This is a genomic window from Xanthomonas sp. WHRI 7064 (assembly GCF_040202355.2).
Lineage (GTDB): Bacteria > Pseudomonadota > Gammaproteobacteria > Xanthomonadales > Xanthomonadaceae > Xanthomonas > Xanthomonas arboricola.
In genome coordinates, this window is the sequence record NZ_CP167821.1 from 2733368 (window position 1) to 2757263 (window position 23896).

Here is a 23896-nt window from a genome sequence, read left to right on the forward strand (position 1 = left end):
CAGCTTGTCTAACCAATCGCTAATGGCTATCGGCGAGGCCAAAACGCGCTTGAGACGCAAACGGCACTTAACCGCGTATTCACACCATCGGATATGCGCTTTTGTGACCGGTCACGCGCTCGTACGGTCCGCGTTCGGAAAATTCCTACCCCTGGTTCCTGCCGTGTCCGGAACAGTCCGCTGGGACATCACGACTGCGCGGTTAGGCTTGGCGCATGTCATTGCAAGCACTTCCACGCAGCTTCTATGCGCGCGATGCCCGCCAGGTCGCGCCGCGCTTGCTCAACAAGGTATTGGTCAGCGCGGACGGACGCCGCGGCCGCATCACCGAGGTCGAGGCGTATTGCGGCAGCGAAGATCCGGCCGCGCATTCGTTTCGCGGCATGACCCCGCGCACGCAGGTGATGTTCGGCGCACCGGGGCATCTGTATGTGTATTTCATCTACGGTATGCACTGGGCGATCAACGCGGTGTGCGGTGGCGCGCCCGGGCATGCGGTGCTGATCCGCGCACTCGAACCGCTGGCCGGGATCGCCACCATGCAGGCCGCGCGCAACGCCGCCCCGCTCAAGACCTTGACCACCGGTCCCGGTCGCCTGGCCCAGGCGTTCGGGGTGAGCGCGACGGACAACGGGCTGGATTTGACCGACGCAGGCGCACGCCTGTGGATCGAGGACGACGGCCTGCCACCGCCCTCCGCAGCGCTGGCGACGCCGCGCATCGGCATCCGCAAGGCGGTGGATGCGCCGTGGCGCTGGGTGGTCCCGGACAACCCCTATCTGTCGCGTCCGCTGCCGCGCGCGACCGGCGCACGCGCGGTTCTGCCGGGCGACTGAGCCAGCCATTGCTCCATCGGCGTCTGCTCGGCGGCACCGGGCCCACGCTGCAGCAGGCGCAAGGCCTGCTCGGCCTGTTCCTCGCTCAGGTCCTGCAGCGGCTGGAAGCGATCTGCCACCCACACCGCCATCGGCAGGCCATCGAGATACGCCACACGGTTGCCCGGCAGGCGCGCCACGCGCTCGCCCGGCAGGACGCTGCCCAACAGATTGCTCGGGTCGCTCGCACTGACGCATACCCACTGCTGCGGCAAGGCCTGTGCACGCACGCGGCGCAGCGCCGCGATCGCATCCGGCAACGCGAACTGCTCGCCGGACAGCCCGGCGATGAAACGTCCGCCACGGATTTCGCCACGCGCTTCCAGCCGCTGATACATGCGCAGCAACTCGCGCCACGGCGGCAACCACGCTGCCTCGCGCTCCAGCAGCCGCCAGCAGACCACGCCGTAGCGCCGCAACAAGGTATGCGCCACATGTTCGAGCATGTCCTGGTGGCGCTCGCCGGCTTCGGCCAGCGGCAGCTCCGGCAGCGCGCGTACCGGCGCCCAGCGGCCGGCATCGCGAATGCCCAGCGCGCTGGCGCGGCGCCGGTGGCGCGACAGCGCCGAGGGACGCTTGGAGGCCGGCACCAGCAGCGCGCGCAGCCCGGCGTAGCTGTCGCAATGCGCACGCCCACGCATCACCAGTTCGCTCAGGGCATCTTCCAGCTCGGTGCTCATCAGGCGGGCCGCATCGGCAATCTCGTCGAAGAACAAGGCGCCCTGCTGCTGCAGCACCTCCGCCACCCGTTGCGCGCGCGAGCCCAGCGGCGCGTCGTCGGCATCGCGTGCCAGGCCGCTCCAACGTTGCGCCTCGCGACGCGGCAGCAACACGATCGGCGTGGTGCGCAACGCGGCACCGCTGCGGCCACCACCGGGCCGCAGCCGCGCCCACACGGTGCGCCCGGCGGTGCACAGCTCGTCCAGCCAGGCCGGTTGATAGTCGCGCACGCGTGCCGGCAGCAGCTCGCTCTCCCACAGCACCGCAGGCGCCTCGAAACCTTCCAGCTGCCCGACCACGCCAGCCAATGCGTCCGGCCCCGCGACCCGGCTGGCACTGTCGAGGTGCTGCCACTCGAACAGGAACCGCGCGTAATCGCGTTGCGCCACCGGCTCGATCTCGCGGCGCAACCGTCCCAGGGTATAGCGATGGATGCGCGCCAGCAGATGACGTTCGCACCATTCTTCCGCCTGCGCCTGCGCCTGCGCGCTGAAGTGGCCGGCCATGACATAGCCCTCGCGCTGCAGGGCGGCCAGGGCAAGCACGATCTCGGACTCGGGCAAATGCAACGCGCCGGCCAGGGCCGACACCTGCGCCGGGCCGACCGCAGACAGACGACCGCGCAGCAGCTCGCGCACGGCCCGGTCGCGCTGCCAGTCGGCAACGCGGCAATCTGCCGGCGCCTGTAGCGGCGGTAGCGCAGCGGCGTGCGGATACAGTGGCGCAAACCAGTCGATGCGCTCGGCACTGATCCACAGCGCGGGTACACCATCGAACGCAAGACAGCTGGCACGCCCATCGCCTGCAAGTGCAGCCAGCCAGGCCTGCCAGTGCGCATCGCCCGCTTCATCGACCGGAAGCACGCCCAGCCCTACCAATGCTTCGTGCATTTCTTCGGCATCGCGCGGCTGCGGCCAGGCCTGTTCGCGCACCGAGGCAATCGCCTCGGGATCGAGCTGCCCCAGGTCGTCGCTGCTTTGCGGGGTATAGCGACGGCTTTGCACCGCCTGAGTGCGACGTTCTTCCAGCGGTGCATCGTCCAGGAATGCGTACGGCCGCGCATTCAAGGCTTCGGCCGCCAGCGGCGACGGTGCCGCCAGATCGCGCGCCACCAGCGTAATCGCCCCCGACTCCAGCCCGCGCAGTACCTGCAACCAGCCCTCGCTGTCCATGGACTGATGCAGGCAGTCTTCCAGTGTCTGCATCACCAACGGATGATCCGGCACCTCGCGCTCGCCGACCAGATTTTCCGCGCAGGCGACCTGATCGGGGAACACGGTCGCCAGCAGATCTTCCGACTTCATCCGTTGCAGTTGCGGTGCGACCTTGTTGCCACCGGCAAAGCGCGGCAGCGCCATCGCATTGGTCGCATTCCAGCGCCAGCGCACGCCGAACAGCGGCGCATCCAGCAAGGCCTGGATCAACACATGCTCGGCCGATGACGAATGCAGGTAGCGCGCCACCTCCTCCAGCGCAAAACTATGGCTGGTGGACAACGACAACACGATCGCATCCTCGGTCGCGGCGGCCTGCAGTTCGAAGTTGAAGGTGCGGCAGAAGCGCTTGCGCAACGCCAGCCCCCAGGCACGATTGATGCGGCTGCCGTACGGCGAGTGGATCACCAACTGGGTGCCGCCGCTGGCATCGAAGAAGCGCTCCATCACCAGGCACTGCTGGGTCGGCATCGCGCCCAGCGCGGTGCAGGCATGGGCGAGATAGTCGACCAGCTGGCGTGCCGCTTCCACCGAGAGATCCAGCACGGTGTGCAGCCAGTCGCAGGCCGCCTGATGTGGCGGGCTATCCAGCCGTAGCGCAATCTCGCCACGCAGACGTGACACCGCCGCCGACAATTCGTCGCTGCGGCCGGGCGCCTCGCCCAGCCAGAACGGGATGTTCGGCGGCGCGCCCTTGGCGTCCTCCACCCGGACGCGCCCGGCATCCACGCGTAGGATGCGGTAGCTGGCATTGCCGAGCTGGAACACGTCGCCGGTAAGACTTTCGACCGCAAAATCCTCGTTCACCGTGCCGATCTTTTCGGCCTGCGGTTCCAGCACCACGCTGTAGTCGCCGGTTTCTGGGATGGTGCCGCCGGAGGTCAGCGCAGTCATGCGTGCGCCGCGGCGCGCGTGCAGGCGCCGATGTACCGCATCGCGATGCAGGTAGCCTGCGCGCGGCCCGAGCCGTGTGCTGAAGCCGTCGCACAGCATGCGCACCACGTCATCGAAGCTCGCGCGGCTCAGCTGCGCGAACGGCCAGGCGCGGCGCACCAAGGCGAACAGCGCATCTTCGTCCCAGTCCTCGCACGCGGCCTCGGCCACGATCTGTTGTGCAAGCACATCGATCGGCGCCAGCGGAATACGCAAGGCGTCCAGCTCACCGCGGCGCACGCTGTCCAGCAACGCAGCACATTCGACCAGTTCGTCGCGGGTCTGCGGAAACAGGCGCGCCTTCGGCGTGCCGCCGACCGCATGCCCGGAGCGTCCGGCACGCTGCAGGAAGGTGGCGATCGAGCGCGGCGAACCCAGCTGGCAGACCAGGTCCACATCGCCGATATCCAGGCCGAGTTCCAGCGATGCCGTGGCCACCAGCACGGTAAGGTCGCCGGCCTTGAGCCGCTGCTCCGCCAGCAGACGCGTTTCGCGCGACAGGCTGCCGTGGTGCGCGGCGACGCGCTGCTTGCCGAGCAGATCGCCAAGATGGCGCGCAGCGCGCTCGGCCATGCGCCGCGTGTTGACGAACACCAGCGTGGTGCGATGCTGCTGCGCGAACGTGGCGACATCGGCATACACCTGCAGCCACTGATCGTTGGACATCACCACGCTCAGCGGCGTCGGCGGCAGGGCCAGTGCCAGATCGCGCCTGCGGGTGTAGCCGATATCGACGATCTCGCACTGCGGCGGCCGGCCGGCATCGCCCACCCCGACCAGGAACTGCGCCACCGTCTCGATCGGCTTCTGCGTGGCCGACAGCCCGACGCGGGTGATCGGGCGCTCGGCCAGCCGCTGCAATCGCTCCAGGGTCAGCGCCAGATGACTACCGCGCTTGTCCGCGGCCACCGCATGGATCTCATCGACGATGACGGTGCGCACATGCCGCAACGCAGTGCGCCCGGAGGCCGAGCCCAACAGCACATACAGCGACTCCGGCGTGGTCACCAGGATATGCGGCGGCGAGCGGCGCGCCTGCGCCCGCTCGCGTTGCGGGGTGTCGCCGGTACGCACCGCCGTGCGCACCGCCACATCCGGCAAGCCGCTCGCGACCAGCGCCGTGCGGATGCCCTGCAACGGCGCCTCCAGATTGAGGTGGATGTCGTTGGACAACGCCTTCAGCGGCGACACGTAGACCACGCGGGTTTCGTCCGGCAGCGCGCCGCCATTGGCCAGGCCATCGCGGATCAACGCGTCGATGGCCGCGAAGAACGCGGTCAGCGTCTTGCCCGAGCCTGTCGGCGCGGCCACCAGCGTGTGGCGCCCGGCCTGGATCGCCGGCCACGCGGCAATCTGCGCCGGCGTGGGCGCAGCGAAGGTCTGCGCGAACCACGCAGCCACGACAGGATGGAACTGCTGCAGGACAGGATGCATAGGCGATGCCGCAGGCCGCGATGCCAGGCCAGGAGCGGCGTGTGGATTCAACGGGGCGAAGTCCAATGGATGGGGTTGCACTGCGCCCGACACAAGCCGAGCGCGGGAATGGCGGTGAATGGTTAAAGCGGCTGTCGGCCTGACCGCGCAGCGGCCAAACTGACGCGTCCGCTGCACCGCTTCGACCTGCTGCAGCCTTCCCGTCAACTCCGGTTCGACCGCGCGCGATGCCGAGCACTCGCGCGACGTGACGACAGCCATTGCTGGTGCAGCGAAGGGATGCCTGCACAAGCGGTAGACACCGGCCGGCGCATCGGGTCACCAGCCATCAACGCAACGCTGCGGCCCGGCGCGACGATTGTCGATCGGGCGCAGGCCATGGCACATTGGCGCCATGCCCAGCCTTATTCTCTTCATGATTGCCGGCGCCGCGCTGTACGCGTTCTGGAACTCCTCGCGCGCGGCCGCCGAACGTGCCGATATCCTCGGCCGCAATGCCTGCCGCGCGGCCGATGTGCAATGGCTGGACCAGAGCGTGCATTCCACCAATATCCGCATCTGCCGCAAGCCCAATGGCTGGCTGGGCTTCGAGCGGACGTTCCGGTTCGAGTATTCCTACGACGGCATCGACCGTCATAGCGGCCGCCTGGTGCTGCGCGGCGACCAATTGATCGCCTTCACCGGACCGCAGGTGGCCACGGTGACGCCGCTGAGCCCGGACCATCAGCGCCTGAACTGACCGCGATTCGATCACTGGGTGCGTCTGCAGGTACATGGCCTGCATGCAGTGACGTACGACCGAAAATCCGCGTCGCTGCCGCCTATCCGCAACGTCGATGCACATATGCAACGGCGTGCTCTGGTGGAAAAATGCGCGAGCGATGCAAGTCGCACGCGTACATGGCGCAACAACGCACTGACGCGCGATGCGCGTCCGTGCGTGCAGTTACTTGACCACGCGCAGATGCGGACGCTTGCCCGCGCTTGGCGGCTCGTCCGGCGTGGGCGCGCTTGGCGGCGGTGCACCCGGATCCGGCGGCTCGGTGCTGGTGCCGGGGATATCGTCCGGCAAGGCCATGCCCTGCCCGGTCTCGCGTGCATACACCGCAAGGACTGCGGCCATCGGCACCATCACCGGATAACTGACGCCGCCAAAGCGCGCGGTGAACTGCACGCTTTCGTTGTCGACCTGCAGCCCGACCACGGCGCGCTCGGCGATGTTCAGCACCACGCGGCCGTCCTTGACGGCACTGGCAGGCACCTGCACGCCGGGCAGCCCGGCGTCCACCAGGACGTGCGGGGTCATGCCGTTGTCGTTGATCCATTCGACCAAGGCCCGCAGCAGGTACGGGCGATGGCTGGTCATGCGGGGGAAATCTTCGCTCATGACGTCATTTTACCCGCACACGGCCCGCAGCGGCGGCTGCGCGATGGGACGTCGGTCTGTTGGCATACAGCCGTCGCATCAGCCCGGCAGGTCGCGCAGTTTCTTTTCCTGATCGGTCAGGCTGCGGATGAAGCCGGGATTGCGGAAGATCCGGTTGCCGTAGTCTTCGATCGCCTTGCCGTCCTTGGGCAGACCGATCTCCAACGCGTCCAGTCGCCAGATGATCGGCGCCATCGCGCAATCGGCCAGACTCATTTCCGGATTGAGGAAGAACTTGCTGGCCTTGAACAGCGGCACCGACGCGGTGAGCAGTTCCTTCAGGCGCTTGCGGCCAGCCTCGGCCTGGGTCTTGTTGCCGAGCTGGATGGCCTGTACCTGCGGCACCCAGTCGTGCTCGATCCGCAGCATCGCCAGACGCAGACGTGCGCGCGAGAGCGGATCGACCGGCATCAACGGCGGATGCGGGTAGCGCTCGTCCAGGTATTCGCTGACCACCGATGCCGCGTACAGCACCAGGTCGCGTTCGACCAGGGTCGGGACCGAATGGTAGGGATTGAGATCGATCAGATCTTCCGGGGGATTTTGCGGGTCGACCGGCACCAGGTCGTAGGTCACCCCTTTCGCCGCCAGGACCAGACGGACCCGGTGGCACAACACGTCGTCGTTGGACGAAAACAAAGTCAAGGTATTCCGCATACGCACACTCGTCGCCATTCAAGGCTCTCCGACGACCGGAATCCGCCGGCCGCATCGGCGCGGCCGGCCCAACGCCGACCGTCACCACGGTCCATCGAGTGTGCAATCACGTCACGCAAAAGCCAAGAGTGATAGGGCCGATTAATGCCCGGACAGGCCGCTTGTTGCGCCGAGATGCAGCTTCCGGTCACGTGCGCGTGTCGCAACGGCGCGACTGCCGGTGCACGACATCGGATGCGGCAGAGGTGATTCGTCGTCAACCGACGCGTTGATTGCTTGCCGACTCTCACCCCAGCCCCTCTCCCGCGGGGAGAAGAGAGGCGGAGCGATCGTTGTGCTGCAGCCGTTGCATGGTTTGCACATGCACGGCCGATGCGCTCTGCAGCCGATGACCGGCCTGCAGACCGGTCAGTGCACGTCCTTCCAGTATTCCTTCTTCAGCAGGTAGGCCATGAAGGTGAGCAAGGCCAGGAACAGGATCACCCACACGCCCATGCTCTGCCGCTTCAGGGCCGCCGGTTCACCGGCGTATTCGAGGAAGTTGGCGATATCGCGCACGGTCTGATCAAACTCGACCGGCGTCTGTCGCCCTGGCTGACCAAGTTTGAGCGCCTGCACCGGCTTGTCGCCGGTCGCCTTGTCGGGCGGGCCGAACTGCGCCTGCTGCAGGCCCTGCAGCTCCCACAGCGGGTTGGGCATGGAGGCATTCGGAAACAGCTGGTTGTTCCAGCCCAGCGGGCGGGTCTGATCCAGGTAGAACGACTTGAGGTAGGTATAGACCCAGCCGGTGCCACGCACGCGGGCGATCAAGGTCAGATCCGGCGGCGCCTTGCCGAACCACTTGGTCGCCGCATCGTGCGGCATGGTGCCTTCGATGTGTTCGCCGATCTTGGCGCCGGTGAAGTTGAGGTTGGTCATGACCTCTTCCTCGCTCAGTCCCAGATCGCTGGCCATGCGCGAATAGCGCAGGTACTTCAGCGAGTGGCAGCCGGAGCAGTAGTTCATGAACAACTGCGCGCCACGCTGTAGCGAGGCACGGTCGCTCAGGTCGTTGCCGGCCTGCTGCACCTTCCCGCCTTCGGCTGCCAGCGCCCCTGCGGCCAGGGTCAGCCCGCACAGCAGGGCGACCACGCGCGACGTCCATGACTTCACGTTGGAATTAGTCATGGGTGGTCACCCGCTCCGGCACCGGCCTGGTCTTGTCCAGCCGCGTCCACACCGGCATGGTGATGAAGAAGGCGAAGTACAGGAAGGTCAGCACGCGCCCGACATAGGTTTCGTGTGCGTCGGTGCCAGGACCGGAGCCGATCACGCCCAGCCACACGAAGCACACCACCAGCACGCCGAGCGCGACCTTGGAGATCCAGCCGCGGTAGCGGATCGAGCGCACCTTGGCCCGATCCAGCCATGGCACCAGGAACAGGATCGCGATCGCCGAGAACATCACCAGCACGCCGCCGAGCTTGTTGGGGACCACCCGCAACATCGCGTAATAAGGCGTGTAGTACCAGACCGGCTTGATGTGCTCCGGGGTCACCAGGCGATTGGCCTCGGTGAAGTTGTCGTGCTCCAGGAACAAACCGCCGAACGCCGGCGCGAAGAAGATGATGAAGGCCGCGATCAGCAGCAAGAAGCCGACCCCGACCAGGTCCTTGACCGTGTAGTACGGATGGAACGGGATGCCGTCGGCCGGCTTGTGCGCGTCCCAGCGGTTGCCCTTGGGCCCCTTCTTGATCTCCACGCCGTCGGGATTGTTGGAGCCCACTTCGTGCAGCGCGCCGATGTGCAGCACGATCAGCAGCAACAGCACCAGCGGCAGTGCGATCACGTGCAGCGCGAAGAAGCGGTTGAGCGTGGCATCGCCAGGCAGATAGTCGCCCATGATCCATTCGGTCAGCCCGTTGCCGATCACCGGGATGGCGCCGAACAGCGAGATGATCACCTTCGCGCCCCAGAACGACATCTGCCCCCACGGCAGCACGTAGCCCATGAAGGCTTCGGCCATCAGCACCAGGTAGATCAGCATGCCGAGAATCCACACCAGCTCGCGCGGCTTCTGGTAGCTGCCGTACATCAGCCCGCGGAACATGTGCAGATACACCACGATGAAGAACAGCGAGGCGCCGGTGCTGTGCATGTAGCGGATCAGCCAGCCCCACTCCACGTCGCGCATGATGTATTCGATCGAGGCGAACGCATCGGCCGCGCTGGTCTTGTAGTGCATCGTCAGGAAGATGCCGGTGACGATCTGGTTGACCAGCACCACGATGGCCAGCGAGCCGAAGTAGTACCAGAGGTTGAAGTTCTTCGGCGCGTAGTATTCGCTGACGTGCTTGCGGTACATGGGCATCAGCCCGGGCGCGCGTTCGTTGACCCAATCGAACACACCGTTGGCGGTACGGACCAGGATATTGCTCATCAGGCAGCCCCCGTGCTGTTGGCCGACGTCCCGGCAGCGTCGGGATCGACGCCGATCACCAGGGTGTTGTCGTCCACATAGTGGTGTGGGGGCACCAGCAGATTGATCGGTGCCGGCACGCCGTCGAAGACGCGGCCGGACATGTCGAAGCGCGACTTGTGGCAGGGGCAGAAGTAGCCGCCCTTCCACTGCGGGTCGTAGGGCTCGGGGCGGATCTCGGCGACCATTTCCGGCGAGCAGCCCAGATGCGTGCACAGCCCGACCAGCACCGAGATGTCGGACTTGATCGAGCGGTACTCGGGGTTCTTCAGCACGTAGTCCGGCTGCTGGTCCTTGTTCTCCGACTTGGGATCCTTGAGCCGGTCATCCAGCGATGGCAGTGCGTCGAGCATCGCCTTGGAGCGCTTGACGATCCAGATGGGCTGACCGCGCCATTCCAGAACCAGCCGTTGCCCTTCCTGCAAGGCGCTGATGTCGGCGGTCACCGGGGCACCGGCCAACTTGGCGCGTGCGCTGGGATTCCACGACTTCACGAACGGAACTGCGACAAATCCTGCTCCGACCGCACCGACCACGGCCGTTGTCGCGGTCAAGAACCGACGACGCCCGATATCAGCAGGTGCGTTAACCCCATCGTTGGCCATCCGGCTCTCCGATCTTGATTAGGTAGCGTGAGGCTGCCAACGGCTGGCGGGGGGTCCAGCCGCGATGAATCGACCGCAGTGTAGCGGAACGCTTAATGCACAGACAACGCAATGTACGCAGTCGAACCGGCGCAGTGCAAACACTGGATGCAGGCACGCGTCGATCACGTCACGCGCCAGGCCTGCACAAGGAGTACAGCTGTGACCCAGTGCTGACAAAAAGACCGCGCCAGTTGCGGACATGCTGAGCCTTGGCTGCACTATCGCGCCGGTGCGATGGCGGCCTGCGCGGCCTGGTTGCCGCATGACATCTGTCTCGACTGGTGACTGTCAAAGCAGGCCGCAGCGGGCGCTGCGTGCAAAGCACATGGCTCAGTTGGCCGCCGTGGTCTGCCCACGATAGCGCCCGGCCAGCACGCCGACGCGTTGGACGTAGCGCTGGGTCTCGCTGTAAGGCGGCACGCCACCATAGCGATCCACCGCACCCTCGCCGGCGTTGTAGCCGGCAGCGGCGAGCGTGAGATCGCCATTGAAGCGCTTCAGCAACCACGAAAGATATTGCACGCCACCGCGAATATTTTGCGTTGCATCATAGGCATCGCTGACGCCGAAGCGGCGCGCGGTGCCGGGCATCAACTGCATCAGCCCCTGCGCGCCGGCCCGGCTCAGTGCCAGCGGGTTGTAGGCCGACTCGGCATGGATGATCGCGCGCACGATCGCTTCCTCGACCCCGAACTCGCGCGCGGCTGCGGTGATTTCCTGCTGATAGGCATTGGTGTTGAGCCGGATCGCGCCAAAATTGACGCCGGGCTTGGCCGCGCAGGCGTAACAGGTTTCGATGAAGCTGTAATGGATGGTGCGCAGGCCTTCGATGCTGGCGACCTGACGCGGGCGCGCACTGGTGTAGTGACGCACGCCGTCCTTCATATACGAATAGACCTGCCCGCTGACCACCCGGCGCGGATTGACCGCGGCGGCGGGTGCCTGCACGACCGAGGTCTCCGCCACCGGCAGCGCGCGCGGCATCACCGCCGAGGCGACCTCGGCAGCGCGGCGTGGCGCCTGGCCAACCGGCTGACTGATGATGGTGGCCGGCGCGCCACTGTCGATCGAGGTACTGGCGCGCGCAGGGCCGGCGGCCATGCCCTGCGCCGGGCGAGCCATGGCAGGCGGCGCGCGGCGCGCGGATCGCTCCGGGGTATAGCTGCTGATGACGCTGCAGGTCGCGCCGCTCTGGCGCTTGCTCAGGTAGCTGGTGATTCCGTCGCCGCTGACGCACTTGTACAAGGTGCCAGCGCAGACCGGCGCTGCCGGCAACGTGACGAGTAACAGCCCCAGCAATCTTGACATCCCCTTCATGCGGCGGAGTGTCCCAGCTTGGCCCGGGCTTGCCAAGTGGCCCAAACGGTTATCCGGGCAGTGGCTCCAGCCGCGCCCGCAACGCGTTCAGCGCCTCGGCCAGCGGCACGCGCACGGCGTCCGGGCAGATCGCATCGAACGGCAGGTCGAGCAGCAGCAGGTTGGCCGCCAGCGCCGGCATGCTCGGCGCGCCCAGGCCCAGCCAGCAATGCGCCGGCCCGTCGGCTTCCAGCGCGCCCAGCCAGGGCGGGATGCGCGCGGCGAGTGCCTCCAACGTGCCGTACAGGCGTACCCGGGCCCGGCACGGGAACGGCGACTCGCCGATCGCCTTGCGCAGGAGTTGCAGTGGTTCTTCCGGCAGTGCGCGAGCGGCGAATTGCGCGCCGGTCGTCTCGGCCCGGTCGATGCGGTCGGCGCGCAAGGTGCGCCAGTCCTGGCGCTCGCAGTCCCAGGCCAGCAGATACCAGCGCCGCCCGTAATTCACCAATAAGGCCGGCTCGACACAGCGCGTGATCGGTAAACCGGAGTGGCGGCGATAGTCCAGCCGCAGCGTGACCCGGTCGCGGCAGGCGCTGGCCAGTTGCGCCAGCAGCGCCGCATCTACCAGGGCACCCGCCTCCCCGGTGACCGGCAGGCTGGCGGTGGCCGCGTGCGCCGCACTGGCACGCTGGCCGCTGCGCCGCGGCAACAGCGGATCGAGCTTGCGCAGCACCCGCGCCGCCGCCGCATCCATGCCGCGTATCGCCGGAGCCGCTGCGCGCAGCGCGATCGCCACCGTCAGCGCCTCGTCTTCTTCGAACAACAGCGGCAGGGCGGCCGCACCCTGCCCCAGCCGGTAACCGCCACCGGCGCCGGGCACGGCATGCACCGGGTAACCCAACTCGCGCAGGCGCTCGATCGCGCGCCGCACGCTGCGCGGATGCAGTTCCAGCCGCTCGGCCAGCGCCACGCCGGACCAGCTGCGGCCGCCCTGCAGCAGCGCAAGCAGACGCAACAAGCGGGCAGCGGTCGAGGCCATCGCATTACCGTATTGCGGACGGAAACTGTCCGCAATAGCTGCGTAGGATTGCCTGGCACCTCGTTCTTTACGCCTTCCGCATCCACCAAGGAAACCGCAATGTCCGACCAGCGCCACATCACCCTGTTCCACAATCCCCGTTCGCGTTCGCGCGGCGTGCTGGTGCTGCTGGAAGAGCTCGGCGCCAGTTACGACCTGCAGATCGTCAATCTGGAAAAGGGCGAGCAACTCGCGCCCGCGTACCTGGCGATCAACCCCATGGGCAAGATTCCGGCGATCCGGCATGGCGACAGCGTGGTCACCGAACAGGGCGCGATCTACCAGTATCTGGCCGAGCTGTATCCGGAAGCCGGGCTGTCGCCGGCGCCGGGCGATGCCGATCGCGGCGCCTACCTGCGCTGGCTGGCCTTCTACGGCTCGGCGTTCGAGCCGGCGATCATCGACCGCGCAATGAAGCGCGATGCGCCGCCGCGCTCGATTTCGCCTTACGCCGACTGCGCCACGGTGCTGCAGGTGATCGATACGCAGCTGGCCAAGGGCGACTATCTATTGGGCCAGCGCTGCAGCGCAGCCGATGTGCTGTGGGGCGGCGCGCTGGGCTGGATGGTCGATTTCGGGCTGATCGACCCACCTGCCAGCACCCGCGCCTACATCGCCCGCATGGCCGACCGGCCGGCGTTCGCGCGTGCCGAGGCCACCAACGCCAAGGCCTGACCAAGCGGACGGGCCCGGCGCAAGCGGGTAAACTGTGCGGCTATCTTCTACCCGCCTGGAATAAGCGCCATGCCCGGGACATCCGTTTCCGACCTGTCCGCGGCCACCGCCGTGGACGCACCCGCCCTGTTGCCGCTGCCGGTGGCCCGCCCGTCGGCGCCTGCCGTGGTGCGCGGCAAGCTCTACATCAAGACCCACGGGTGCCAGATGAACGAGTACGACTCGGCCAAGATGGCCGACGTGCTCGCCGCCTCCGAAGGCCTGGAGCTGACCGACAACCCCGAAGACGCCGACGTGGTGCTGGTCAACACCTGCTCCATCCGAGAGAAGGCGCAGGAAAAGGTGTTCAGCCAGCTGGGCCGCTGGAAGGCGCTGAAGGCCGGCGGCAAGCCGGTGATCATCGGCGTCGGCGGCTGCGTGGCCTCGCAGGAAGGCGAGGCCATCGTCAAGCGCGCGCCCTATGTGGATCTGGTGTTCGGCCCGCAGACCCTGCATCGCCTGCCGGAGCTGATCCGCGCGCGGCGCGAGTCGGGCAAGTCGCAGGTGGACATCAGCTTTCCGGAAATCGAGAAGTTCGATCGCCTGCCTGAGCCGCGCGCCGAGGGCCCGTCGGCGTTCGTGTCGATCATGGAAGGCTGCTCCAAGTACTGCTCGTTCTGCGTGGTTCCCTACACCCGTGGCGAAGAAGTCAGCCGGCCGTTCGAGGACGTGCTGGTGGAGGTGGCGCAGCTGGCGGCGCAAGGCGTGCGCGAGATCAATCTGCTCGGCCAGAACGTCAACGCGTATCGCGGTGCGTACGGCGCCGATGCCGGCGACGCGGCGCAATACGCGGATCTGGGCCTGTTGATCCGCACCATCGCGCAGATCGAGGGCATCGGCCGTATCCGTTTCACCACCTCGCACCCGCTGGAATTTTCCGACTCGCTGGTGGATGCGTACCGCGACGTGCCGCAGCTGGCCAATTACCTGCATCTGCCGGTGCAGGCCGGCAGCGACCGCATCCTGTCGGCGATGAAGCGTGGCTACACCGCGCTGGAATTCAAGTCCAAGATCCGCAAGCTGCGCGCGGTGCGTCCGGATATCTCGATCAGCTCGGACTTCATCGTCGGTTTTCCCGGCGAGACCGAAGCGGATTTCGAAAAGACCATGAAGCTGATCGAGGACGTGGGCTTCGACCAGAGTTTCTCGTTCGTGTATTCGCGGCGTCCCGGCACGCCGGCCTCGGACCTGCAGGACGACACCCCGGAAGCCGTCAAACAGGCACGGCTCGCGCGTTTGCAGGCGCAGATCAACGCGCACGCCACGCGCATTTCGCAGTCCATGGTCGGCAGCGTGCAACGGGTGCTGGTGGAAGGCCCGTCGCGGCGCGATCCGAACGAATTGACCGGCAAGAGCGAGAACATGCGTCCGGTGAATTTCCCCGGCAATCCGCGCCTGATCGGGCAGTTCGTCGATGTCCTGATCACCGAGGCGATGAGCAATTCGCTGCGTGGTCTTATCCAGGTGGCCGACAGCGAAAGCTGATGCCGCATAGGTGCCGGGGCGCGTGGCGCCACGGCATGCGTCGCGTCGTGCTGACTGGAAGGTGCGCGTTGGTTGGTCACTACTTCCGTAGTGCTGCGGCCGGCTACGCGATGCTGCGTCTGCCTGCCATCGTTGTTGCGTTGCTTTGCGCAGCTGCGTGCGTGCAGCACGCTGGCAATTGCGTTGAGGTCACGCGCGTCGTGCCTCGCACCTCGATCGTCGGCAAGCACGCAGCTGGTTGCTTGCCGCACTGCATTCGCCGACCGGCGCTCCGGCATCTGCGCGCTTCCGAGCCGTGGTCGGTCTAGGTCAACAACAGCGCGCATTGCTCGCATACGCCAGGCATGGTCGTGATCGCGCACAGCAACGACACCGACGTCCCTGGTCACACGGCACGCGAGGCAAGTGATCAAAATTTCACCACCTGCCTGAAACGCCTTGCGGCATAAGGCGTGCGAGCACTTACCCACAGGCTTTGCCGAATTCGATCCACACCGCTTGTGGACAACCGCCATCGCAGTGGTGATTTTTTCGCCATGTCCCTGCCGGACCTTGTGCGAGTAGGCGCCACCATTTTTATCCACAGGTTAGTGATGCGTGACTCCACAGCGATTGTGGAAAACCCGCGCGCACCGCCGGGGACCGGCCAGACCATGCGCTTGCGATGGCCTGGCGTGTTGGTGAGATCACACGCTGCGCGCTACCCTCGTCTGCCGCCCAACCGACCAGCGCATGCGTGCGCGGTCCGATCCGACCATGAACTCACCTGCACATCGCGACTTCACCCTGGAACCCGACGACACCGAGCGCCTGGCCAACCTGGCCGGCCCGTTCGACGCGCACCTGCGCCAGATCGAACTCAAGCTCGGCGTGGAGATCGCCAACCGCGGCAACATCTTCCGCGTCACCGGCCCGGAGCCGGCAATCACCGCTGCGCAGACGCTGCTGACCGCCCTGTACGAGGAAGCCGCCTCCACCACCTTCGACAACCACGCCATCCACCTGCGCTTGAACGATGCCAATGTCGAGCAGGTGGTCGATCGTTCCTACGTGGCCCAGGACGTGGCGATCAAGGTCAAACGCGGCACCGTGCGTGGCCGCGGCGCCAACCAGGCCAAGTACCTGCATGCGATCGCCACGCACGACATCAACTTCGGCATTGGCCCGGCCGGTACCGGCAAGACCTTCCTGGCGGTGGCCAGCGCGGTGGAAGCCTTGAACGAATCGCGCGTACAGCGCCTGATCCTGGTGCGCCCGGCGGTGGAAGCCGGCGAGAAGCTGGGCTTCCTGCCCGGCGATCTCAGCCAGAAGGTGGACCCGTACCTGCGCCCGCTCTACGACGCGCTCTACGAAATGCTGGGCGTGGAAAAAGTGGTCAAGCTGCTGGAAAAGAACGTCATCGAGATCGCGCCGCTGGCCTATATGCGCGGCCGCACGCTCAACGATGCCTACGTGATCCTGGACGAGGCACAGAACACCACCATCGAGCAGATGAAGATGTTCCTGACCCGGCTGGGCTTCGGCTCCACCGCGGTGGTCACCGGCGACCTGACCCAGATCGACCTGCCCAAGCACGTCAAGTCCGGCCTGCGCGACGCGATCGAGGTGCTGCGCGATGTGGACGGCGCCAGCTTCACCTTCTTCGAAGCGCGCGACGTGGTGCGCCACCCGCTGGTGCAGCGCATCGTCACGGCCTATGAAAAGCGCGATCAGCAGGACGCTGCGATCAAGAACAACGCTGAATGAGGCTATTCCTTGCCAGCCTGACGTTGGCAAGCGGATTGGTCGCGGCGGCATCGCTCGGGGCTACCGAAGCGCCGCTGCTTCCGGGAATCCCGATCGTGGATCGCGATGTGATCCCGGCGACACAGGTGGCGCCCCCCTGTGTGTCGCTGGCCGCCGAACAAACCAGCATCAGCATCCCAACCGCGCACTTGGAGAGGCTGGCGGAACAGGGGCGCGACGATATGCCGGCAGGGAACGATCGCGTACGACTCAGTGCTTGGCAGCAAGGTCGCAGCGCGCGCTGGCTGCTCGATCTACCGGGAACGGTCACGGATGCACGTGGCTGCGAAAGCTCACCGATCCAGCATGCGCATCGCTCAAGCCAGTCGCTGGTCGGCGGACTCCTGGAAAGCGGTATCGCTGCGGTCTGGCTGTATGACCAGCCAGGATTCGTTTCAAGCTTGCGGGTGCGGGATTACAATCGCGGCTGCGGGCGCGGCCCGATCGGCAGTTCGAGCTACCGCGTGGCCAACGGGCCTGCGGTGATACTGCTGATCACCTGCACGCGCTGACCCTCTGCCCAGGAAACTCTCGCCATGACCCGTGGACCTGTCCGCCTCGACGTCGCTGTCAGTTATGCGCTGCCGCGCGCCGGCCTGCCGTCGGCGGTGAGTTTTCGCAAGTGGGTGGCCGCTGCGCTGAAGGGACGCATCCGCGAGGCCGACCTGGCGGTGCGGATTGTCGACGAGAAGGAAGGCTGCTCGCTCAACCATCATTACCGCGGCAAGGATTACGCCACCAATGTGCTGAGCTTCCCGGCAGATTTACCCGAAGGACTGCCCAAGGGCATCAAGATGCCGCTGCTCGGCGATCTGGTGATCTGCGCGCCGGTGGTGGCGCGCGAGGCGGCCGAACAAGGCAAGTCGCTGGCCGCGCATTACGCCCATCTGACCGTGCACGGCACGCTGCATCTGCTCGGCTGGGACCACGAAGACGACAAGGAAGCCGATGCGATGGAGCAACTCGAACGCGAGATCCTGGCCGATCTCGGCATCGACGACCCGTACGCGGGAGAACGCTGATGCGGGCCTGCCTCGCCACCGCGTTGCTGTTGCTGGCCTGCTCCAGTGCCTGGGCGCAGGCCGCGCTGGCACGCCCCGACCTGCCGGCCCTGATCGAATGCCGCCAGCGCATCGGCGACTTCAACGCGCTGGCACCGGTGCTGGCCGACCCGCTCAAGGCGGTGGCGCTGGGCTGGACGCCGCTGGACCAGGCCAACCTGTTCATGACCGAATACACGCTCAACACGCCGATCAGCGTGTTCGGCCACAGCACCACCCACATCGCGTTCTCCGGCGCCAGCGTCATGGCGCTGCTGGACCTGCCCGACCCGCGCCCGCTGGCCAAACAGCTGAACCTGGAACTGGGCGTGGATAACGCCGACAAGGTCATGTACGGCCGCGAGCTGGTCAGCGAAGACACCACCAACCCCAAGACCGGCGAGGCGATGATCGAATCGATCGTGCTCAGCGTCTCCAACGTGAAGTCGCATCCGGGCAAGACCGTAGTCGGCTGCGGCTACAGCCTGGACCTGCCCTGAAGCGCAGCGCCCGCCACCGCCCCGTCCACAGCGCCTTAGCGGCTTCCTGTTAGACTGACGGCTATCGCCTGGTTTGCCGGGTGCCGTCCCACGTCACGATGTCCGAAGACGACAGTAGCCAATCCCAAGAAACACCCGAAAAACGCCGTAGCTGGCTCGAGCGCCTGAGCGCTGCCTTCTCTGGCGAACCCCATACCCGCGACGAACTGGTCGCGCTGCTGCGGACCGCCGAACAGGACGGTCTCATCGCTGCAGACACCTTGCGCATGATGGAAGGCGCAATCTCCGTGTCCGAGCTCACCGTGGGCGACGTGATGATCTCGCGCTCGCAGATGGTCTCGCTGCCGGTGGAGGCGCGCTTCATCGACCTGATGAAGCAGGTGGTGGAATCCGGCCATTCGCGCTTCCCGGTGCACGGCGAGAACAAGGACGAAGTACTCGGCATCCTGCTGGCCAAGGACTTGTTGCGCGGCGTGGTTGCCGACAACGGCCCCGGCAACGTGCGCGAACTGCTGCGCCCTGCGGTGCTGATCCCCGAGTCCAAGAAGCTCAACGTCCTGCTGAAGGAATTCCGGCTGTCGCGCAACCACATGGCGATCGTGGTGGACGAGTACGGCGGCGTCGCCGGGCTGGTCACCATCGAAGACGTGCTGGAGCAGATCGTCGGCCAGATCGACGACGAGCACGACGATGCCGAGGAAGAGAATTCGCTGATCGCGATCCAGGCCGACGGCCGCTATGTGGTCGATGCGCTGACGCCGATCGAAGACTTCAACGAGCGCTTTGGTGCCGACTTCCCCGACGACGAGTACGACACGGTCGGCGGCCTGGTCACCGATGCGATCGGCCACCTGCCGGAAACCGGCGAAGAGCTGACGCTGGGGCGCTTTGCCTTCCGTGTGGCCAAGGCCGATGCGCGACGCGTGCACGCCTTCCACGTGACCATTCTGCCGCCAGACCCGCAGGACGACGCTTGAACCGTTGGTACCGCGCGACTGCTGCAGCGCCAGGCCGCGGCAGCATCCGGCGCTGCGCGGCGGCGTGCCTGCTGCTGTTGCTGGCGTGGTTGGTGGCACCCGCCGCCATGGCCCAGGCCACCGGGCAGGCGCCTGCCCAGTCCAATGTACCGGCACCGCGGGTCGGCGTCGTCACCATGCAGCCGGGCGAGGTGTTCTTCGAGCGCTTCGGCCACGATGCCATCGTGGTGGTCGATCCCGTCACCGGGCAGGCCACCTCGTACAACTTCGGCTTCTTCGACCCCGGCGAGCCGGATTTCGTCCCCCGCTTTGCGCGCGGCGAGATGATGTATTACCTGGTCGCGTTGCCGCTGGAAGAAGACCTGCAGCAGTACCGGGCGGTCGGCCGCGGCGTCAGCATCCAGTGGCTGGACCTGCCACCGGACCAGGCGCGCGCGCTGGCTGACGGGCTGGCCATCCGCAGCCAGCCCGAGAATGCGCGCTACCACTACGATTACTTCGTGGCCAACTGCGCCACCATGGTCCGCGACACGCTGGACCGCGCCATGGGTGGCGCGTTGAAATCGCAACTGGCCGGGCGCTCGCGCGGCAACACCTTCCGCAGCGAAGCGGTGCGCCTGGCCTCCCCTGCCCCGTGGATGTGGCTGGGCTTCGACCTGGGCCTGGGGCCGTATGCGGACCGCCCGCTGTCGCGCTGGGAAGAAGCCTTCGTGCCGATGCGCCTGGCCGACAGCCTGACCCAGGTGCACAACGGCGCCGGCCGCCCGTTGGTGCAGTCCACCCAGGTCCTGCTGCCGCATCGCATCGCACCGGAGCCGGCGGAACAGCAGCGCCACTGGTGGCCATGGCTGCTGACCGGGCTGATCGTCGCTGCCGGCGTGCTGGCACTCGGTCGCCGGCAACGCGTGCTGGCCGCCCTGGCCCTGCCGTACTGGCTGCTGTGCGCGATCGGCGGCGGCTTGCTGGTGTATCTGTGGGGCTTCACCGCGCATCAGTCGGCCTGGGCCAATCGCAACCTGTTGCTGGTCAACCCGCTGTGCGTGCTGCTGTTGATCGGCGGCATCGCCGTGCTGCGCGGGCGCCGGCCCAGGCGCTGGTTCGATGTGCTGCGCTGGGTGGTGGCCGCCGCGGCACTGCTGGCGCTGCTGATCCACTGGCTGTCGTTCCAGGCGCAGGACAACCTGCAGTGGGTGCTGCTGCTGCTGCCGATCCATGCCGCGCTCGCCATCGCGTTGCGGCGGCGTGACTTGTCCGTCCGCACGCGCTGATCCAGGATGCGCCCATGAACCACCACGGCCGCCATCCGGACAACCCCTCCTGCGTCATCACCTGCGCCTATTACGACGGCCAGGGCGAGCGCCACGACATCAGCCTGGAGCAGATCAGCGACGTGCTGCAGCGCCCGGATGGCTTTGTCTGGGTCGGCCTGTACGAGCCGCAGGAATCGGTGCTGCACAAACTGCAGGATGAGTTCGGCCTGCACGATCTGGCCATCGAGGATGCGCTCAAGGCGCACCAACGTCCCAAGGCCGAAAGCTACGGCAACTCCTTGTTCGTGGTGGTCAACACCGCACAACTGGTCAACGAGCGCATCCGCTACGGCGAGACGCACGCGTTTCTGGGCGCGCGCTTTCTGTTGACGGTGCGCCATGGCGCATCGCTGTCGTACACGCCGGTGCGGCACCGGGTCGAACGCGAACCGGCGATGCTGCGCATGGGCGCCTCGTTCTGCCTGTATGGCGTGCTCGACTTCGTGGTCGACAACTACCTGCCGATCATGGACGAGTTCCGCGACACGCTGGAAGGCCTGGAAAAGGACATCTTCGCCGACAACTACAAGCGCGAAACCGTGGTGCGCCTGTACGAGCTCAAGCGCGAACTCAACAAGATGCGGTTGGTGGTGGCGCCATTGCAGGACGTGCTCTCGCACCTCAAGCGCAACCCCGGCTCGCTGATCCATGACGAGGTCGGCATCTACCTGCGCGACGTGCTCGACCATGCCGTGCGTATCAACGACGCCATCGACACCTTGCGCGAAATGCTGGGTACCGCGCTGAGCGTCAACCTGTCGATGGTGACCCTGGCCCAGGGCGAAACCGTCAAACGCCTGGGCGCCTGGGCCGCGCTGCTGGCCGCGCCCACCCTGATCACCAGCTGGTACGGCATGAATTTCACCCACATGCCCGAACTCGACAAACCTTATGCCTACCCGCTGCTGGTAGCCGGCGTGGTCGCCTCGTGCCTGGTGCTGTATCGCCTGTTCAAGCGAGCGCGGTGGCTTTAGGCCGCTTTGCGGCCGGGATTTGGGAGTGGGGATTCGGGATTGGTTGGAGCTGGACGCGTGACTGTGGCGCGCGTGCTGCACGTACCCTCATCCGCCCTTCGGGCACCTTCTCCCAGAGGGAGAAGGAAGGCTGCCTGCTTTTACGAATCCCCAATCCCGAATCCCCAATCCCCGCACTCAAGCCACATAGATCGTCTTGATGTTCATGAACTCGTGGATGCCGTGCTCGGCCAGCTCGCGGCCGAAGCCCGAGCGTTTGATGCCGCCGAACGGTAGCCGCACGTCGCTCTTGACCACCGAATTGACGAACGCCGCACCGCACTGCAATTGCTGCGCCACGCGCTCGCCGCGCTTGGCATCGGAGGTCCACACGCTGCCGCCGAGGCCGAAGCTGGTGTCGTTGGCTACGCGTACTGCCTCGGCTTCATCCCGCACGCGAATGACCGACGCGACCGGGCCAAAGAACTCCTCCTCGTAGGCCGGCATGCCCGGGGCGACATGATCAAGGATGGTGGCCGGGTAGCCTGCATGCGAACCGGGTACCGGTTCGCCGCCCAGCAGCACCTTGGCGCCCTTTTCCACGCTGTGTTGCACCTGCTTGTGCAGCTCGTCGCGCAGATCCGCGCGGGCCATGGGCGCCAGCGTGGTGCCCTCCTGCTGCGGGTCGCCGAGCACGCGCTGGGAGGCGGCGGCAATGAAGCGTTCAATGAATTGATCAGCGATGGCGTCCACCACGATGAAGCGCTTGGCGGCGATGCAGGTCTGCCCGCTGTTGTCGAACCGCGACTGCACGGCGGAGGCGACGGTGTGCTCCAGGTCGGCGTCTTCCAGCACCACGAACGCGTCGCTGCCGCCAAGCTCCATCACGCACTTCTTCAACTGATCGCCCGCATTTGCAGCCAGCGAACGTCCGGCGCGCTCGCTGCCGGTCAGCGTTACTGCGGCGATGCGATCGTCACGCAACACATCTGCAGCCTGGTCGTTGTCGATATGCAGCACATCGAACACGCCGGGCGGAATACCGGCGGCATCCAGCACCTCCTTCATCGCATCGGCGCAGCGCGGCACATTGCTGGCGTGCTTGAGCAGCGCGACATTGCCGGCCATCAGACCCGGGGCGAGGAAACGGAACGCCTGCCACAAGGGAAAATTCCATGGCATCACCGCAAACACGCAGCCCAGTGGCTCGTAGCGCACATAGCTGGATTGCGCCTCGGTCGGGATATCGCGCGGTGCCAGGTAGTCGGCTGCATGTTCGGCGTAATAGGCGCAGCCCTGCGCGCACTTGTCCACCTCGGCCAGCGCCTCGTGGCGCAGCTTGCCCATCTCGGCGGTCATGATGCGTTGCAGGTCGTCGCGCCGCCGGGTCAGCTCTTCGCCGACCCGGCGCAGCAGCGCGCCGCGCTCGGCCAGCGGCAGTGCCGCCCACTGCGGAAACGCCTTGGCGGACGCAGCCAGACGCGCCTCGATGGCGGCGGCGTCCAGGGTGTGCTGGGTATGTTCGACCTGGCCAGTGGCCGGGTTGACGGTGTCGTAGGACATGACGGTCTCCTGTTACAAGCCGGCCATGCTAGTCGCCGGCAAGTTGCAGCCGCGTCACAACCGCAGCAAATCGCTGCAACGCTGTGTTTACCCACGCGGCGACGCAATGCCGCACCTCCATCGCACCGCTCGCGGATCACTGGCAGCCGGAATACCGCTCCCGGACACGCGAACGAAAGCAGCCCTGCCCTGTCCCGACCGTCCCACCGGACAAAAATGCTCTAGCATTCGGCACTTGGCAGCTTCATCCATTCACGGAAGACCACCACGATGCGCCGGGATCTGATTGTTCTAGTTGTACTTGGCATCAGCGCCTGCCTGCCGGGATGCGGCGTCCTGCAGGACATGCTGCACGGCCCGCGCCCCGGCCCGAACGGATTTGTCACCGTGAGCTGCACCAACACGCTGCCCAATCCCAGCCAACCCTGCGAGGAAGAGGCACTGCGTGCCTGCTCGGACACTGCCATCCGCCAATTCGTCACCGCACACTCGTCGCCGAACATGGTCACGATCTATCCGAGCAAGCAGAAATCCAAGGACGACGGCGACAAGAACGACAAGAACAGGGACAAGGATCACGCCGACGAACAACCCAGAGTCGAGCAACAGGGCTACGACATCAGCGCCGAGTATCAGTGCTACCTAACCAAGCCGCAGCCCTGGGACAGCGGGTACACGCCTCCGGCCAGGTAACAGCGGCCCAACCAACTGCCGTGCCCGGCGTCCGGTGGCCGCAGGCGTCCGCAATCGGCGTGCAGCCATCGTGGATGTCAGTGGCGTCGGCGTTCGCAGCCGTCTGGCCGCCGCTGGTGGCGATGCATTCGCCACACC

At 66.3% G+C, this 23896-nt stretch carries 20 protein-coding genes and 1 pseudogene; 12 read left to right on the forward strand and 9 right to left on the reverse strand.

Translation table 11 applies throughout. The features are described 5' to 3' along the window. The first annotated feature begins 215 nt into the window (after positions 1–215). Entirely contained in the window at positions 216–836 is a 621-nt protein-coding gene (locus ABQY74_RS11815) for a DNA-3-methyladenine glycosylase (RefSeq protein ID WP_349791533.1), read from the forward strand. On the opposite strand, the gene ABQY74_RS11820 is transcribed toward ABQY74_RS11815, so the two are convergent. Further along, complete coding sequence (locus ABQY74_RS11820; RefSeq protein ID WP_349791536.1) at positions 776–5176, reverse strand: DEAD/DEAH box helicase; 4401 nt, start codon at positions 5174–5176, stop codon at positions 776–778. The two genes, ABQY74_RS11815 and ABQY74_RS11820, sit on opposite strands and share 61 nt — an antisense overlap. Positions 5177–5534: 358 nt before the next feature. On the opposite strand from ABQY74_RS11820, the gene ABQY74_RS11825 reads away from it, so the two are divergent. Continuing rightward, positions 5535–5915: a DUF3301 domain-containing protein gene (locus ABQY74_RS11825; protein ID WP_181098255.1), complete on the forward strand. Its 381-nt coding sequence runs from the start codon at positions 5535–5537 to the stop codon at positions 5913–5915. A gap of 207 nt (positions 5916–6122) precedes the next feature. Here ABQY74_RS11825 and ABQY74_RS11830 read toward each other — a convergent pair whose 3' ends face one another. The 7 genes from ABQY74_RS11830 to ABQY74_RS11860 form a co-directional block, all read right to left on the reverse strand. Continuing rightward, positions 6123–6563, reverse strand: a complete 441-nt coding sequence (locus ABQY74_RS11830; RefSeq protein ID WP_016901612.1) for a ClpXP protease specificity-enhancing factor — start codon at positions 6561–6563, stop codon at positions 6123–6125. 78 nt (positions 6564–6641) lie between these two features. Next, the gene (locus ABQY74_RS11835; RefSeq protein ID WP_024939278.1) at positions 6642–7277 is read right to left on the reverse strand and encodes a glutathione S-transferase N-terminal domain-containing protein; all 636 of its coding nucleotides are present in this window, start codon (positions 7275–7277) and stop codon (positions 6642–6644) included. Between the two features lie 390 nt (positions 7278–7667). Further along, complete coding sequence (locus tag ABQY74_RS11840) at positions 7668–8426, reverse strand: cytochrome c1 (protein ID WP_349791540.1); 759 nt, start codon at positions 8424–8426, stop codon at positions 7668–7670. Then, a complete protein-coding gene (locus ABQY74_RS11845; protein ID WP_016901614.1) occupies positions 8419–9678 on the reverse strand; it encodes a cytochrome bc complex cytochrome b subunit in 1260 nt (419 codons plus the stop codon). The genes ABQY74_RS11840 and ABQY74_RS11845 overlap by 8 nt, the downstream gene beginning before the upstream one ends. Then, entirely contained in the window at positions 9678–10322 is a 645-nt protein-coding gene (gene petA, locus ABQY74_RS11850) for a ubiquinol-cytochrome c reductase iron-sulfur subunit (protein ID WP_024939275.1), read from the reverse strand. The genes ABQY74_RS11845 and petA overlap by 1 nt, the downstream gene beginning before the upstream one ends. 372 nt (positions 10323–10694) lie before the next feature. Next, positions 10695–11681, reverse strand: coding sequence for a lytic transglycosylase domain-containing protein (locus ABQY74_RS11855; protein ID WP_102584746.1), 987 nt, complete (start codon positions 11679–11681; stop codon positions 10695–10697). Between the two features lie 49 nt (positions 11682–11730). After that, entirely contained in the window at positions 11731–12699 is a 969-nt protein-coding gene (locus ABQY74_RS11860) for a WYL domain-containing protein (protein ID WP_349791543.1), read from the reverse strand. A 156-nt stretch (positions 12700–12855) separates the two neighbouring features. Between ABQY74_RS11860 and ABQY74_RS11865 the strand changes: the two are divergent. The 9 genes and pseudogenes from ABQY74_RS11865 to ABQY74_RS11905 all read left to right on the forward strand — a co-directional run bounded on the left by ABQY74_RS11865 (position 12856) and on the right by ABQY74_RS11905 (position 21523). Further along, a pseudogene (locus tag ABQY74_RS11865) lies at positions 12856–13444 on the forward strand (glutathione S-transferase family protein). A gap of 38 nt (positions 13445–13482) precedes the next feature. Further along, positions 13483–14937, forward strand: coding sequence for a tRNA (N6-isopentenyl adenosine(37)-C2)-methylthiotransferase MiaB (gene miaB, locus ABQY74_RS11870; protein ID WP_349791545.1), 1455 nt, complete (start codon positions 13483–13485; stop codon positions 14935–14937). A 756-nt stretch (positions 14938–15693) separates the two neighbouring features. Further along, positions 15694–16683 carry a PhoH family protein gene (locus ABQY74_RS11875; RefSeq protein WP_039529871.1) on the forward strand — a complete coding sequence of 330 codons (990 nt, stop codon included), beginning with the start codon at positions 15694–15696 and terminating at the stop codon, positions 16681–16683. After that, positions 16680–17234 carry a hypothetical protein gene (locus ABQY74_RS11880; RefSeq protein WP_104622792.1) on the forward strand — a complete coding sequence of 185 codons (555 nt, stop codon included), beginning with the start codon at positions 16680–16682 and terminating at the stop codon, positions 17232–17234. Before ABQY74_RS11875 ends, ABQY74_RS11880 begins: the two co-directional genes overlap by 4 nt. A gap of 24 nt (positions 17235–17258) precedes the next feature. Continuing rightward, the gene (ybeY, locus tag ABQY74_RS11885) at positions 17259–17744 is read left to right on the forward strand and encodes an rRNA maturation RNase YbeY (RefSeq protein ID WP_039512024.1); all 486 of its coding nucleotides are present in this window, start codon (positions 17259–17261) and stop codon (positions 17742–17744) included. Beyond that, positions 17744–18262 carry a hypothetical protein gene (locus ABQY74_RS11890; protein ID WP_104622793.1) on the forward strand — a complete coding sequence of 173 codons (519 nt, stop codon included), beginning with the start codon at positions 17744–17746 and terminating at the stop codon, positions 18260–18262. Before ybeY ends, ABQY74_RS11890 begins: the two co-directional genes overlap by 1 nt. A 98-nt stretch (positions 18263–18360) precedes the next feature. Next, positions 18361–19239: an HlyC/CorC family transporter gene (locus tag ABQY74_RS11895; RefSeq protein ID WP_016901625.1), complete on the forward strand. Its 879-nt coding sequence runs from the start codon at positions 18361–18363 to the stop codon at positions 19237–19239. Further along, positions 19236–20507, forward strand: coding sequence for a DUF4105 domain-containing protein (locus ABQY74_RS11900; protein ID WP_349791549.1), 1272 nt, complete (start codon positions 19236–19238; stop codon positions 20505–20507). Before ABQY74_RS11895 ends, ABQY74_RS11900 begins: the two co-directional genes overlap by 4 nt. Before the next feature lie 14 nt (positions 20508–20521). Next, positions 20522–21523 carry a magnesium and cobalt transport protein CorA gene (locus tag ABQY74_RS11905; protein WP_016901627.1) on the forward strand — a complete coding sequence of 334 codons (1002 nt, stop codon included), beginning with the start codon at positions 20522–20524 and terminating at the stop codon, positions 21521–21523. Between the two features lie 177 nt (positions 21524–21700). On the opposite strand, the gene ABQY74_RS11910 is transcribed toward ABQY74_RS11905, so the two are convergent. After that, positions 21701–23065, reverse strand: coding sequence for an NAD-dependent succinate-semialdehyde dehydrogenase (locus tag ABQY74_RS11910; protein WP_349791551.1), 1365 nt, complete (start codon positions 23063–23065; stop codon positions 21701–21703). A gap of 270 nt (positions 23066–23335) precedes the next feature. Here ABQY74_RS11910 and ABQY74_RS11915 point away from each other — a divergent pair, with 270 nt between their 5' ends. After that, on the forward strand, positions 23336–23758 hold the full coding sequence (locus ABQY74_RS11915) for a hypothetical protein (RefSeq protein ID WP_349791553.1): 423 nt from the start codon (positions 23336–23338) through the stop codon (positions 23756–23758). Positions 23759–23896: the final 138 nt, after the last annotated feature.